Annotated in this window: 9 protein-coding genes; 6 read left to right on the top strand and 3 right to left on the bottom strand. The window is 43.4% G+C overall.

Translation table 11 applies throughout. The features are described 5' to 3' along the window. Window positions 1–44: 44 nt before the first annotated feature. Together H6G77_RS05235 and H6G77_RS05230 are read left to right on the top strand one after the other, a co-directional pair. On the top strand, window positions 45–521 hold the full coding sequence (locus tag H6G77_RS05235; protein WP_190591608.1) for a tryptophan-rich sensory protein: 477 nt from the start codon (window positions 45–47) through the stop codon (window positions 519–521). Continuing rightward, window positions 521–1,636: an HhoA/HhoB/HtrA family serine endopeptidase gene (locus tag H6G77_RS05230; protein ID WP_190871010.1), complete on the top strand. Its 1,116-nt coding sequence runs from the start codon at window positions 521–523 to the stop codon at window positions 1,634–1,636. Before H6G77_RS05235 ends, H6G77_RS05230 begins: the two co-directional genes overlap by 1 nt. A gap of 101 nt (window positions 1,637–1,737) precedes the next feature. On the opposite strand, the gene psaB is transcribed toward H6G77_RS05230, so the two are convergent. Both psaB and psaA read right to left on the bottom strand, forming a co-directional pair. Then, on the bottom strand, window positions 1,738–3,963 hold the full coding sequence (psaB, locus tag H6G77_RS05225) for a photosystem I core protein PsaB (RefSeq protein ID WP_190591612.1): 2,226 nt from the start codon (window positions 3,961–3,963) through the stop codon (window positions 1,738–1,740). Window positions 3,964–4,088: 125 nt separating this feature from the next. Next, entirely contained in the window at window positions 4,089–6,347 is a 2,259-nt protein-coding gene (gene psaA / locus H6G77_RS05220; RefSeq protein WP_190871009.1) for a photosystem I core protein PsaA, read from the bottom strand. 515 nt (window positions 6,348–6,862) lie between these two features. Here psaA and H6G77_RS05215 point away from each other — a divergent pair. Next, window positions 6,863–8,392, top strand: a complete 1,530-nt coding sequence (locus H6G77_RS05215; protein WP_190871199.1) for a hypothetical protein — start codon at window positions 6,863–6,865, stop codon at window positions 8,390–8,392. 13 nt (window positions 8,393–8,405) lie between these two features. Here H6G77_RS05215 and H6G77_RS05210 read toward each other — a convergent pair whose 3' ends face one another. Beyond that, window positions 8,406–9,308: a glutaminase gene (locus tag H6G77_RS05210; RefSeq protein WP_190871008.1), complete on the bottom strand. Its 903-nt coding sequence runs from the start codon at window positions 9,306–9,308 to the stop codon at window positions 8,406–8,408. A gap of 274 nt (window positions 9,309–9,582) precedes the next feature. Between H6G77_RS05210 and H6G77_RS05205 the strand changes: the two genes are divergently transcribed. From H6G77_RS05205 to H6G77_RS05195, 3 genes are all read left to right on the top strand, one after another. Continuing rightward, on the top strand, window positions 9,583–11,112 hold the full coding sequence (locus H6G77_RS05205; RefSeq protein WP_190871007.1) for a thioredoxin-like domain-containing protein: 1,530 nt from the start codon (window positions 9,583–9,585) through the stop codon (window positions 11,110–11,112). Window positions 11,113–11,231: 119 nt separating this feature from the next. Next, on the top strand, window positions 11,232–12,293 hold the full coding sequence (locus H6G77_RS36465) for a DUF952 domain-containing protein (RefSeq protein WP_190871006.1): 1,062 nt from the start codon (window positions 11,232–11,234) through the stop codon (window positions 12,291–12,293). Window positions 12,294–12,589: 296 nt separating this feature from the next. Then, a complete protein-coding gene (locus H6G77_RS05195; RefSeq protein ID WP_190871005.1) occupies window positions 12,590–14,143 on the top strand; it encodes an NAD(P)H-quinone oxidoreductase subunit N in 1,554 nt (517 codons plus the stop codon). Window positions 14,144–14,396 lie beyond the last annotated feature (253 nt).

Raw genomic sequence — 14,396 nt, 5'->3', positions numbered from 1 at the left:
GATTCCATTTAAAATACAAATGTATTACTCTGGCAGGAGTCGTCGTGAAAGCTAGATGGATAATTACAGCAGCTTCAGCAGCTTTGTTTTTTGGCGGTAGTTTGTTCACATCGCTGCGCGACCCTTGGTTTCAAAATCTACAACGTCCTAGCTGGCTAACCTTTGAATTTCTCATTCCTCTTATCTGGACATTCATTTGGGTTTGCCTGACGATTTCTGCAATTATTGTCTGGGAAAAAAGCAATAAGAAAGGTTCTCGCCCTTGGAATTTGCTATTAGTTTATGCTGCTATTGCCTTACTCACATCGCTGTATAGTCCGGTGGTGGTAGAACTCCGCAGTTTGACTGGCGGTATGATTGTGGGCGGTTTAGCAACTGTTTTGGTATACATTTTGGCTTTTGTAGTCAAACCAATTTCGCAAACAGCCTCATGGCTATTTCTGCCTTATGCACTGTGGGGGCCTTTCGGTACTTATCTCACTTGGTTATTATTACAACTCAATAGCCCGGTCAAACCATAATGAAACGACTGACTCTGCAACTCTGGGTTTATCTAGCTTTATTATTGACTGGATGTGTTGCTAATAGAGATGTGAAAAATCCCCTAGCAACAGCACCAGTCAATGCTAATCAAGATGCCAATTACATCACTCAAGTGGTGCAGAAAGTCGGGTCAGCAGTAGTACGCATCAATTCCACTCGCACTGTCGCCGTATCTCCCCAAGACTCTTATTTAGGGCGTTTTTTTGGCGAACAGTTACCGAGTCGAGAAGAAGTACAGCGAGGCATTGGTTCAGGATTTATTATTAGTGGTGATGGAATTATTTTGACTAATGCCCATGTGGTAGCAGATGCAGATAACGTCGCCGTTGTGTTAAAAGATGGTCGCAGCCTTCAAGGTAAGGTAGTAGGAGTTGACCGCGTAACCGATGTAGCAGTAGTCAAAATTAAAGGTACAGGATTACCAACAGTTAAATTAGGTAACTCTGATAATTTGTTAGCAGGACAATGGGCGATCGCCATTGGCAATCCATTAGGATTAGATAATACAGTTACCCAAGGAATTATCAGTGCAACTCAGCGTTCTGTTGCTGATTTAGGAGTACCCACAGAACGAGTCGATTTTATTCAAACTGATGCTGCAATTAACCCTGGTAATTCTGGTGGCCCCTTGCTCAACGCTCAAGGAGAAGTAATTGGGATGAATACTGCTATCATCCAAGGAGCGCAAGGATTAGGCTTTGCAATTCCCATCAAAACAGCCCAAAGAATTGCCAATGAATTAATCGCTAAAGGAAAAGTAGATCATCCTTATGTTGGCATTCAAATGGGAGAGTTAACCCCTGATTTACGCACCAAAATTAATCAAAGTGATACAGGTTTAAAAGTTAATCAAGATACAGGTGTGATTATTTTAGCAGTCGCCCCAAACTCCCCGGCTTCTCGTGCTGGTTTGCGTCCGGGCGATATTATTGACAGTATTAACGGTGTGGCAATTCAAGATATTAGACAAGTTCAACAACAGGTAGAAACTACTAAAGTTGGTGATGTTATGCAAATTACCATCAATCGTAACGGCAAAAAACAGGCGATCGCAATTCGCACAGTCGCCCTACCTGCAAGAGATATTAGTTAAAACTGGACTTTTAAGGTTTTCTTTCGGACTATCCCAATAAAAAAATCCCCCGCCTCGCGGCGGGGGATTTTTATTACTAACCTACAAAACTAGTAGCCAGATCAACCGAACTTACCAGCAGTGGAGGCGATGAGGAAGGCTGCGTAGGTGAGGACATAGCCAACGGTGAAGTGAGCTAGACCAACCAAACGTGCTTGAACGATGGAGAGTGCAACGGGCTTGTCTTTCCAGCGAACTAGGTTAGCTAGAGGAGTACGCTCGTGCGCCCAAACCAAGGTTTCGATCAACTCTTGCCAGTAACCTCTCCAAGAGATGAGGAACATGAAGCCAGTTGCCCAAACTAGGTGTCCGAAGAGGAACATCCAAGCCCAAACAGACAGGTTATTCACGCCGTAGGGGTTGTAACCGTTGATCAACTGTGCAGAGTTAGCCCACAGGTAATCACGGAACCAGCCCATCAGGTAGGTAGAGTTTTCGTTGAACTGAGCAACGTTACCTTGCCAAATACCCAGGTGTTTCCAGTGCCAGTAGAAGGTTAACCAACCTACTGTGTTCAATGCCCAGAACAGAGCTAAGTAGAAGGAATCCCAAGCTGAGATATCGCAAGTACCGCCACGACCAGGGCCATCGCAAGGGAATGCGTAACCGAAGTCTTTTTTGTCTGGCATTAATTTAGAACCACGAGCATCCAAAGCACCTTTGACTAGGATGAGGGTGGTGGTGTGTAGACCTAGTGCGATCGCATGGTGTACCAAGAAATCGCCAGGGCCAATTGTTAAGAACAGGGAGTTTGTGCCAGCGTTAATGGCATCTAACCAACCGGGCAACCATACGTTTGCATAGTTGGGGTAAGCTGTGTACGCAACACTTTCGGGGTTGGACAACAGAACATCCAATCCGTACAGTACTTTACCGTTAGCAGCTTGAACAAACTGAGCAAATACTGGCTCAATTAGGATTTGCTTTTCAGGAGTACCGAAAGCAACTACTACGTCGTTGTGAACGTACAAACCTAGGGTATGGAAGCCTAAGAAGAGAGATACCCAGCTTAAGTGAGAGATAATCGCTTCTTTGTGCTTCAGTACGCGATCTAATACGTTGTCTTTGTTTTGTTCGGGGTCGTAGTCACGTACCCAGAAAATTGCACCGTGGGCAAACGCACCGACCATCAAGAAAATCGCAATGTATTGGTGGTGGGTGTATAAAGCTGCCTGTGTGGTGTAATCCTTAGCGATGAACGCATAGGAAGGCATGGAGTACATGTGCTGCGCCACCCAAGAGGTAACAACACCCAAACAAGCCAAGTGCCAACCTAATTGGAAGTGCAGCGAGTTGTTGTAGGTATCATAAATGCCTTGGTGGGGCATGTTGAAGGGGCCTTCAACTTTTTGGCCAAAGAAAGTTTTGGCATTCATCATCTCTTTGATGCTGTGACCAATACCAAAGTTGGTACGGTACATGTGACCAGCGACGATGAATAATACTGCGATCGCTAAGTGGTGGTGAGCAATGTCAGTCAACCACAGAGCTTCTGTTTGAGGATGGAAACCACCCAAGAAGGTCAGAATCGCTGTACCAGCACCAGTGGATGTACCAAAGAGGTGGCCTGCGGTATCTGGATTTTGAGCGTAAACGTTCCAGTTCCCTGTAAAGAAAGGCTGTAAGCCTGCTGGGTGGGGAGCGGTGGTTAAGAAGTTATCCCAACCTACGTGCTGTCCACGAGCTTCGGGGATAGCAACGTGAATCAAGTGACCAGCCCAAGCCAAGGAGCTAACGCCGAACAAACCAGCTAGGTGGTGGTTGAGGCGAGATTCAGCATTCTTGAACCAAGCGAGGCTGGGGCGGAACTTGGGTTGCAAGTGCAACCAACCAGCGAACAATAACAGGGCAGCAAATAGGAGTAGACCTAATGAGCCAATATACAGTTCTTGGTTTGTCCGCATACCGATGGTGTACCACCAGTGGTAAACACCAGAGTATGCAATATTTACAGGATTACTAGCACCCGCTTGGGTAAAAGCTTCAATTGCTGGTTTACCAAAGTGGGGGTCCCAAATCGCATGAGCGATGGGACGGACGTGTAGAGGATCTTTGATCCACTGTTCAAAGTTACCTTGCCAGGCTACATGGAACAGGAGGCTGGAAGCCCAAAGGAAGATGATTGCCAGATGTCCGAAGTGAGTAGCGAAAATCTTTTGGTAAAGATTTTCTTCGGTCATGCCATCGTGGCTCTCAAAGTCATTGCCCATTGCGATCGCATACCAAATGCGCCGCGTGGTTGGGTCCTGTGCGAGATCCTGGCTAAATTTTGGAAATTTTGTTGCCATAGCTTTGATATTTCCTCTGACCCTTAGCCATCAGGTTTCAGCTTTGGGAGTTCTGAGCTTTGAGTTCTAAGTTTTGATTACTCAGCACTCAGCACTCACTACTCAGCACTCCGTATAACTGATTGCTATCCTACTGAAAGAATGTGTGCGTGGAAGAATGCCCAGGTTGTTGCAATTCCTCCGAGGAGGTAGTGTGCTACACCAACTGCACGGCCTTGAGTGATGCTCAAAGCGCGGGGTTGGATTGCAGGTGCTACCTTCAGTTTATTATGCGCCCAAACGATGGACTCAATTAGTTCTTGCCAGTAGCCGCGACCACTGAACAGGAACATTAAGCTGAATGCCCAAACAAAGTGAGCGCCCAGGAACATTAATCCGTAAGCAGACAAAGCACTGCCGTAGGAGTTGATTACTTGAGAAGCTTGCGCCCACAAGAAATCACGCAACCAGCCGTTGATTGTGATGGCACTTTGGGCAAAGTTACCACCAGTAATATGAGACACATTACCAGCTGCGTCTACAGTTCCCCAAACATCAGATTGCATTTTCCAACTGAAGTGGAAAATCACAATAGATAGGGAGTTATACATCCAGAACAATCCGAGGAACACGTGATCCCAACCGGAAACTTGGCAAGTACCGCCACGGCCAGGGCCGTCGCAAGGGAAGCGGAAACCTAAGTTGGCTTTATCGGGAATCAAGCGTGAGCTGCGAGCGAATAGTACGCCCTTCAGCAGAATCAGTACTGTTACGTGGATGGTGAAAGCATGGATGTGGTGAACTAGGAAGTCAGCAGTACCCAATGCGATGGGCATCATTGCGACTTTGCCACCAATAGCCAAGATACCGCCGCCAAAGGCATAGCTAACTGGCTCTAAGGCGTTGGGAGCAGTGCCACCAGGAGCCAAGGTGTGCAGGTTCTGCACCCACTGAGCAAATACTGGTTGCAACTGAATTGCTGTGTCGGAGAACATGTCTTGGGGACGGCCCAAGGCACGCATTGTGTCGTTGTGGATGTACAAACCAAAGCTGTGGAAGCCCAGGAAAATTGACACCCAGTTCAGGTGGGAAATAATTGCATCCCGGTGACGAATCACCCGATCCAGTACGTTGTTTTGATTCACAACAGGATCATAATCCCGCACCATGAAGATGGCAGCGTGAGCCGCACCACCCACAATTAAGAATCCACCGATCCAAATGTGGTGAGTGAAGATACACAACTGAGTTGCGTAGTCAGTTGCCAAGTATGGATAAGGAGGCATCGCGTACATGTGATGCGCGATGATGATGGTCAGCGAACCCAAGAAGGCAAGGTTAGTTGCCAATTGAGCGTGCCAGGAGGTGGTCAGGTTTTCATAAAGACCCTTGTGACCTTCCCCGGTGAAGGGGCCTTTGTGGTTTTCGAGGATCTCTTTGATGCTGTGACCAATGCCCCAGTTTGTGCGGTATTGATGACCAGCGATGATGAAGAGTACAGCGATCGCTAAGTGGTGATGAGAAATATCAGTCAACCACAGACCACCAGTTACAGGGTTTAAACCACCCTTGAAGGTTAAGAAGTCAGCGTACTGACCCCAGTTCAAGGTGAAGAAAGGTGTTAAACCAGCAGCGAAGCCGGGGAATACATCAATCAACAAGCTCTTGTTGAGGATGAACTCATGGGGCAAGGGGACATCTTTAACAGCTACCCCTGCATCCAAAAGCTTGTTGATGGGAGCGGAAACGTGAATTAAGTGTCCAGCCCATCCCAAGGAACCGCAGCCTAACAGTACTTGCAAGTGGTGGTTCAGCATCGACTCCACATTCTGGAACCATTCCAGTTTGGGAGCGCGTTTGTGATAGTGGAACCAGCCAGCAAATAAGAACAAGCCTGCTAATACCAAGCCGCCAATAGCTGTGCAGTAAAGCTGGAAGGAGTTGGTGATACCCCAGCCACGCCATACTTGGAACAAGCCAGAGGTGATTTGAATACCGTGGAATCCACCACCAACATCACCATTCAAAATGTCTTGTCCCACAATGGGCCAAACGACTTGAGCACTGGGCTTCACGTTCAATGGGTCGCTTAACCAGGCTTCGTAGTTAGAGAACTTCGCGCCGTGGAATATCATCCCGCTTAACCAGATGGTCACAACGGCCAGGTGTCCGAAGTGAGCCGCAAATATTTTGCGGGAGATATCTTCTAAATCGCTTGTATGTGTATCAAAATCGTGGGCGAGAGCGTGGAGGTTCCAAATCCAAGTGGTGGTTTTGGGGCCTCTAGCTAGAGTTCTGTCGAAGTGTCCGGGTTGCGCCCATTTTTCAAATGAGGTAGGTACCGGGTCGTTATCGACTATCACTCTTGCTTTCTTTTCCTCTCGCTCCGGAGGACTAATCGTCATTCGACCTCCTCTCGTGATAAGGAATGAGGAATCATGAAACCACAAAGTGATACTTAGTCGCCTTCTCCAGGTTAGTGGCTGGAGCAGCGATGAAGACGCTATGTGGAAGTTTGTTTCTGTTGAATTATAAAGTCTTTACTTGTACATTGTTGGAGAGATTTTAACAATAATTCAAAATCCCCAAATTAATTGTCTGATCTACCTTTTAACTGTAAACTTTTGAGCAAAAAGTCAATAGTTTCTCCATTTAATTTACAAAGAATAACAATTCGTTAAACTTATGATTAATGGGTATAATGTCCGCCGGCTCAGTATTCTCAAATTAGTTAGAGATATTTTTGGCACGAGAGAAAAGCATATATTAGAGAAATAGTAAAAAAGAATACTGTTTTCCGGTGATTTTTAAAAAATACATAGTAACTGCTCAAAATTTCACCTTTTAGGCTATGGCGTGCAAAGCACAGTTTAAGGCAAAATTATTTTGCAGTTTTGCAGACTATAACTGGGTGTTAGGTATGAATTTGCGGTGTATGAAGTCTTTAAAACAGATCCTCCCCAGGAGTCTGGCTATTTTCAAGTGGCTTGTCATACTAGTATTGGTCTTGAATTTAAACAGTTGTGCAGAGAAAGCTGTTAGTCAAGATGTAGCTGTGAGTCCTAGGGAAAAATATCAACCCACTTCGCAGCAATTTACGGAAGTTGCACCACCAGAGGTCATTCAAGAACTGCGCTCAACGCTAGAAGTATACCGCCCCCAGCTAACTATCGTCACCCCTTCATTTGATGAGATTATTCAAGATACTAAAGTTAAAGTTCAAATTCAGGTAAAAGATTTACCTATATTTAAAGATCCAGCATTTGAATTAGGGCCTCATCTCCAGGTAATTTTGGATAATCAGCCTGACATCTCGGTGTATGACTTAAGCCAGCCGTTAATTTTGTCTGATTTATCTCCGGGTACACATAGTTTACGTGTATTTGCTTCTCGTCCTTGGGGTGAAAGTTTTAAAAATGAAGGCGCTTATACTCAGACATTGTTTCATGTTTTTACAAAAACAGATGACAACAACCCTGAACCTAGCGTTCCCTTACTAACTTACAGCAGTCCTCAAGGTAGTTATGGTGCTGAACCAATTTTACTAGATTTTTACTTAACAAACGCTCCATTACACTTAGGTGCTACAGATAATCCCAATGATTTGTTCAGTGATTGGCGTATCCGTTGCACTATTAATGGTGACAGTTTTGTGTTCGATCGCTGGCAAGCAGTTTACCTCAAAGGCTTCCAACCTGGAAATAATTGGGTGAAGCTAGAATTTTTAGACAATCAAGGTAACGTTGTGAAAAATGCCTTTAATACGACTGTGAGATTAATTAACTACCAACCCAAAGGTAAAGATACACTGTCTCGCATTGTTAGAGGCGAACTCAAGGCGGATGAGGTACGCAGCATAGTCAATCAAAGTTACATTCCCCAGCCACTAATTCCTACACCCGAAGTTCCAGAGGTAGTTCAACCGCAACCAACTGAGTCAGCAACGCCAGAACCGGAAGTGATACCGACACCGCAAGTTACTGCGTCGCCAATACCAGAACCAGAAGTTACACCGACACCGCAAGCTACTGCGTCACCAACACCAGAACCGGAAGTGATACCGACACCACAAGTTACTGCGTCACCAACACCAGAACCGGAAGTTATACCGACACCACAAGTTACTGCGTCACCAACACCAGAACCGGAAGTTACACCGACACCACAAGTTACTGCGTCACCAATACCAGAACCGGAAGTTATACCGACACCACAAGTTACTGCGTCACCAATACCAGAACTGGAAGTTACACCGACACCACAAGCTACTGCGTCGCCAATACCAGAACCGGAAGTGATACCGACACCACAAGTTACTGCGTCACCAATACCAGAACCAGAGGTAACACCCACAGCAGTTCCTGAAACACAAGCAACCGAGTCTTTAAAGTCGAGATTTGGTAAATATTTTCAGCGTCGTCAAATTCCAACATCTCAAGGAGAGGGATAAGAGAGGTGATTTTTTAAAAGATACTCAATTCTAATTTTTCGGCTAAAGCTTCAATAAAAGCGATCGCACCTACGGAATTTCCGACTATATTTAATGCGGGACTGTAGCAAGCGATCGCTCCGGCGTTTGGTACTATGGCTAACATGCCACCACTAATGCCTGATTTCATTGGTAAACCAATTTTGAGAGCAAATTTAGCCGAGTCTTGGTAAAGTCCACACATCAACATCACAGCGTTAACTATTCGGTGATGCTGTAAATTATCACCACAAGCTAAGGCTTTTCCTAATAAGGCTAAATCTTCCACCCTACCTGAAAGACTGCATATTTGCTCGTAAGTGTCAAGAGCTATTTCAGGATTTTCCAGACGATTTTGTTCTGCGAGATAGTTGGTGAGTGTTTGGTTAATTGGTGAACGTGAAGCGCGTACCGAAGCCAGCATGACTTTATCTAAATATAGTCGGGAACCTGCTAACTGATTTAACCATTGACAAAGATGTGAAGTGCGATCGCTTGCCGTCTTTCCTGGTAACTTATCAGCTAGAGTAATTGCACCACTATTAATCATCGGGTTGCGGGGATGTCCGCCATCTGTAATTAATTGTTCTAAAGAATTAAACGCCGCATCCGACGGTTCAACGCCAACCCATTGAAAAACTGTATCTGTTCCCATCACTTCTAGCAGATACAAAAATGAAAATACTTTAACTACACTCATTAAAGGAAACACACAACCTGTATCTCCCGAACTGTAAGTTTTTCCTGATAAACAGCAGATGTGAACAGCAAACCAGTTAGGATGAGCAACAGATAATTGTGGGATGCGATCGCACACTTTACCCTGTACAGTCTGAATTTTAGCTTGTTGTACCCAAGTAGCTAAATCAGTGGTAGTAAGTTTATCAAGTTTGACCAAAAGTGATACAGCCTCAAAATTATTCTCAGTTAGGTATAGCAGTAAACAGTCAACAGGCTTAAAACTTTCTTTTTGTCTAGGTTATTAAGCAGGGGTTACGTAAAATGATGAAAAAACGAACCGCATAGACGCGCAAGCGGCTTCCCGCAGGGTAGGGCGCAAAGGACACAAAGTTAAGAGAATTTTAGAGGGTTATTGCGTACGTCCTGATTAAATTATCTTCCCTACACCCTCATACCCCTAAACCCCTACACCCAAAATTAAAGGATATCTCATGACTCCCTGCGTCAGAGCGCCAGAATTACCACAAAATTACACTTGGCTGAATACTGACAAACCTTTGTCCTTAAAACAACTTAGGGGTAGAGTTGTCATCTTAGACTTTTGGACATACTGCTGTATTAATTGCCTGCACATCCTACCAGACTTGAAATATTTGGAAAACAAATACAAAGATAGTCTGACAGTAATTGGTGTCCACTCCGCCAAGTTTGACAATGAACAAGAAACAGAAAATATCCGCCAAGCTATTTTGCGTTATGACATTGAACACCCAGTTTTAGTAGACCAAAATTTTCGTGTATGGCAAGAATATACTGTGCGTGCTTGGCCGACATTCATGATTATCGACCCTAAAGGTTATGTAGTTGGCTATGTTTCTGGCGAAGGTAAGCGTGAGGTTTTAGATAAGTTAATTGCCAAAATTATTGCCGAGCATCAGCAAAAAGGTACAATCAACTTTCAAGAAATCAACCATATTTTAGAAAAGCAGCAACAACCAATAATTTCACCCTTAGCTTTTCCAGGAAAAGTCTTAGCCACGCCAGCAGGTTTATTCATTGCTGACTCTGGACATCACCGCTTAGTTTTGAGTAACTTTGATGGCGAAGTTCTCCACATTATTGGTACAGGACAACCTGGTTTAATTGACGGTAGTTTTAGCGAAGCACAATTTTCTGCACCACAGGGAATGGTATTTGATAACGAAAATCAAATTCTGTTTGTCGCTGATACCGAAAATCACGCTTTGCGGCGAGTGGATTTAAAACGCCAAATAGTTGAGACAATTGCAGGAACTGGAGAACAAAGCCGTAACATTTATCCTCATGGTGGTGCTGGTTTAGAAACTGCACTCAATTCTCCTTGGGATTTAGTCAAAGTTGGAAATATTTTATTTATTGCAATGGCGGGTTCCCATCAAATTTGGCAAATGAACTTAGCCACTAACATGATCAAAACCTATGCTGGTACAGGTGGAGAAGGTTGTGTTGATGGTTCACTAACAGAATCGGCTTTTGCTCAACCTAGTGGTATAAATACAGATGGACAACAACTATATATTGCTGATAGTGAAATTAGTACAATTAGGAGTATAGAAATTTTTGAACCATACCAAGTAAGAACTATTTGTGGTAGTCAACAGTTATTCGGTTTTGGTGATGTGGATGGACAAAGTACAGATGTGCGATTACAACACTGTATGGCGGTAGAATATGCGGGAAATTTTTTGTGGGTAGCAGATACATACAACCACAAAATTAAATTAGTTAGTCCCAGCACAGGTAATTGTCAAACCATTTTGGGCGATGGTTTAGCTGGTTTACAAGATGGACAAGGTAAAAATAGCCGCTTTTTTGAACCTTCTGGATTAAGTGTTATGGGGTCACATCTATATATTAGTGATACCAATAATCACGTTATTCGCTGTGTTGATTTAAATAATTTTGCAGTTACGACAATGCAGTTTTCTGGTTTATGTGCGCCAGATATATGTATTCCTCAGAATCAAGACAATCTGCTATAGCAGTCCTAAATCATTTGTGAAATTCCCTTTCTTCTCTTTCCTCTCATTCTTTGTGTCCTTTGCGTCCTTTGCGGTTCGTTAAAAAGAATATTTTTTCACAACTCAGATAGGATTGCTATATGAACTTAGTAATTTTTGATATTGATGGTACACTCACCAATACAAACCAGATTGATGAAACCTGCTTTGTAAATACCTTGGCTTCAGAATTCGGATTTATTGATATTAATTCAAACTGGTCAGAATACCAGAATATTACAGACTCCGGTATTACTCAGCAAATTTTTCAAGAAAGATTACAACGTCAGCCATCAGAATTAGAAATCAAAAGATTCAAACTTGCTTTTGTTGCCAAACTCCAGCAGGAGATTAGCACACAGAGACATCTATTTAGTAGTATCCCTGGTGCAGAAAAGGTATTGGCTGAATTACAAACCTCTGTTACATGGCGTGTAGCGATCGCAACTGGCGGATGGTATGATTCTGCTATATTAAAACTGCAAGCAGCCGACTTAGCAATACACAATATTCCCTTAGCTTCATCTGATGATGGCATTTCTAGAGAAGATATTATTAATGCGGCTATTCTCAAAGCTAAAAATAACTACAAAGTTGAAGATTTCACCAAAATAGTCTTTGTAGGTGATGGTATTTGGGATATTAAAGCTGCACGTAATTTAAATATTAGTTTTATTGGGATAGCCAATCACCAAGCACCTGAAAAATTATTAGATGCTGGAGCTAAATCAGTACTGCAAAATTTCGATAACTGTGATTTTACCAAACTACTCGATACAGCAGAAGTCCCAAAATCCAACATTCCCTTCCTTCTGCATATTACACAGCGCCTACAATGGGAACAAGCGAAAGATCATGATATTTATATAGCAGAATCTCTCGCTAAAGAAGGTTTTATTCACTGCTCAAAAGTAACACAGATTATCCCAGTCGCTAACAGATTTTTTTATAACCAAAAAGAATTAGTTATACTGTTAATTGATAGTCAAAAAGTTAAGGCAGAAATTCGCTATGAGGCGGCTGAAACCGGAGAAATATTTCCGCATATTTATGGAAATTTAAATATAGATGCGGTAACTCAAGTGATAGATTTTGCATCAGGAGTTGATGGTTACTTCGATTTACCCCAACAACTGCAAGATTTACTTTCAGAAATCGCATAATTAGCCAACAAGTATATTTAGCAATACCGATTGTTTATTTAGTTACCATTGCTAACAGATAGCTAGAGCAGTATCTGTGTTGACAAGACGCACAATCTGAATTTCAACTATAATTTAATCTAATCATAATGATAGAGTCTTGGGTGGGAGTTAGCTGATCCGCTTCTTTTAAGCTAATTGTACGCAAGAGTCAGTCTATGCTTAAGACAGAAAGATAAATGCAACTTTGGTAATGAACAATAGATAAAATGAACAAAGTTAGCCTTAATGTCTAATCGCCAAAACCTATATATCTCATGGATTTTGCTAATCTTGCATCCCAGTTGAATGCTGGAACAATTCTGCCAGAGGGAATTGTGATTGTTACCCTCTTAGGGGTTTTGATTGTTGATTTGATTTTGGGGCGTACATCCTCACGCTGGATTGGATATCTAGCGATCGCGGGTTTACTAGCCGCAATTGTCGCCCTATATTTTCAATGGGATAATGCCAATCCCATCTCCTTTACTGGCGGCTTCACTGGTGATGACCTCAGTATTGTGTTTCGCGGTATTATCGCTTTGTCTGCCGTTGTGACGATATTGATGTCAATTCGCTACATTGAGCAGAGTGGTACCGCTTTAGCAGAATTCATCGCAATTTTGCTAACTGCTACGTTAGGAGGAATGTTCTTATCTGGTGCTAGTGAGTTAGTGATGATTTTCATCTCACTAGAATCTTTAAGTATTTCCTCTTACCTATTGACAGGGTATACAAAGCGTGATCCCCGTTCTAACGAAGCGGCGCTGAAATACCTGTTGATTGGTGCTGCTAGTACAGCAGTATTTTTATACGGCGTTTCGTTGTTATACGGTTTATCTGGTGGTCAAACAGAATTAAGTGCGATCGCAGATGGTATCATTACAGCCAACGTCAGCCAATCACTCGGTTTGGTGATTTCACTCGTTTTCATCATTGCAGGTATTGGCTTCAAAATTTCGGCTGCACCCTTCCACCAATGGACACCAGACGTTTACGAAGGCGCACCCACCCCGGTAATCGCCTTTTTATCCGTTGGTTCCAAAGCAGCCGGTTTTGCTTTAGCCATTCGCCTATTAACTACAGTCTTCCCAATGGTGGCTGACGAGTGGCGATTTGTGTTTACCGCCCTCGCTATTCTCAGCATGATTTTGGGTAACGTAGTGGCTCTGGCACAAACTAGCATGAAACGGATGCTGGCTTACTCATCCATCGCTCAAGCTGGATTTGTGATGATTGGCTTAATTGCTGGTACAGAAGCTGGATACGCCAGTATGGTGTTTTACCTGCTGGTTTATTTGTTCATGAACCTGTGCGGCTTTACCTGCGTCATTCTCTTCTCCTTGCGGACAGGAACCGACCAAATCGCCGAATACTCAGGCTTGTATCAAAAAGACCCACTGTTGACATTGGGTTTGAGTATTTCCTTACTATCTCTCGGCGGTATTCCACCACTGGCCGGATTTTTTGGCAAAATCTACTTGTTCTGGGCTGGTTGGCAAGCTGGTCTTTATGGATTAGTGTTGCTAGGTTTGGTAACTAGTGTGGTTTCCATCTATTACTACATTCGCGTAGTCAAAATGATGGTAGTTAAAGAACCCCAAGAAATGTCCGACGTAGTGAGAGACTACCCTGAAGTGCGTTGGAATTTACCAGGATACAGACCTTTACAAGTAGGCTTGATAGTCAGCTTAATTGCAACTACTATATCCGGGATTTTGTCAAACCCACTGTTCACATTGGCAAACAATTCTATTGCTCACACTCAAATCTTACAAGCAACAATTACCAAAGTGAGTACAGTTCCTCTAGAAGAACCAGAAAAGCTGTAACTTACTTTTACTTTCTGTATATGGCTAATAGCTGATCATGAGATTTTGACAGCTATTAGCTATTTTTTATAACTTAACGCCGTGTGCAACTTGCTCTCAAACCTAACTCCCAACCCCTTCCCTACGTTCGCGCAGCGTGTCGCAGACAGGGAAGGGGAGCAAGATTCAAAGCCTCTCTCCGCTTCGGGGAGAGGTTTGGAGAGGGGTTTCAAGAATAAGTTGCACATCTCGTAACTTAATTCTCATCTCCAAT

This window comes from Aulosira sp. FACHB-615 (genome assembly GCF_014698045.1).
In the GTDB taxonomy this organism is placed as follows: domain Bacteria; phylum Cyanobacteriota; class Cyanobacteriia; order Cyanobacteriales; family Nostocaceae; genus Nostoc_B.
The sequence above is the reverse complement of the archived record's forward strand: the minus strand, read 5'-3'. Positions and strand labels throughout refer to the sequence as shown.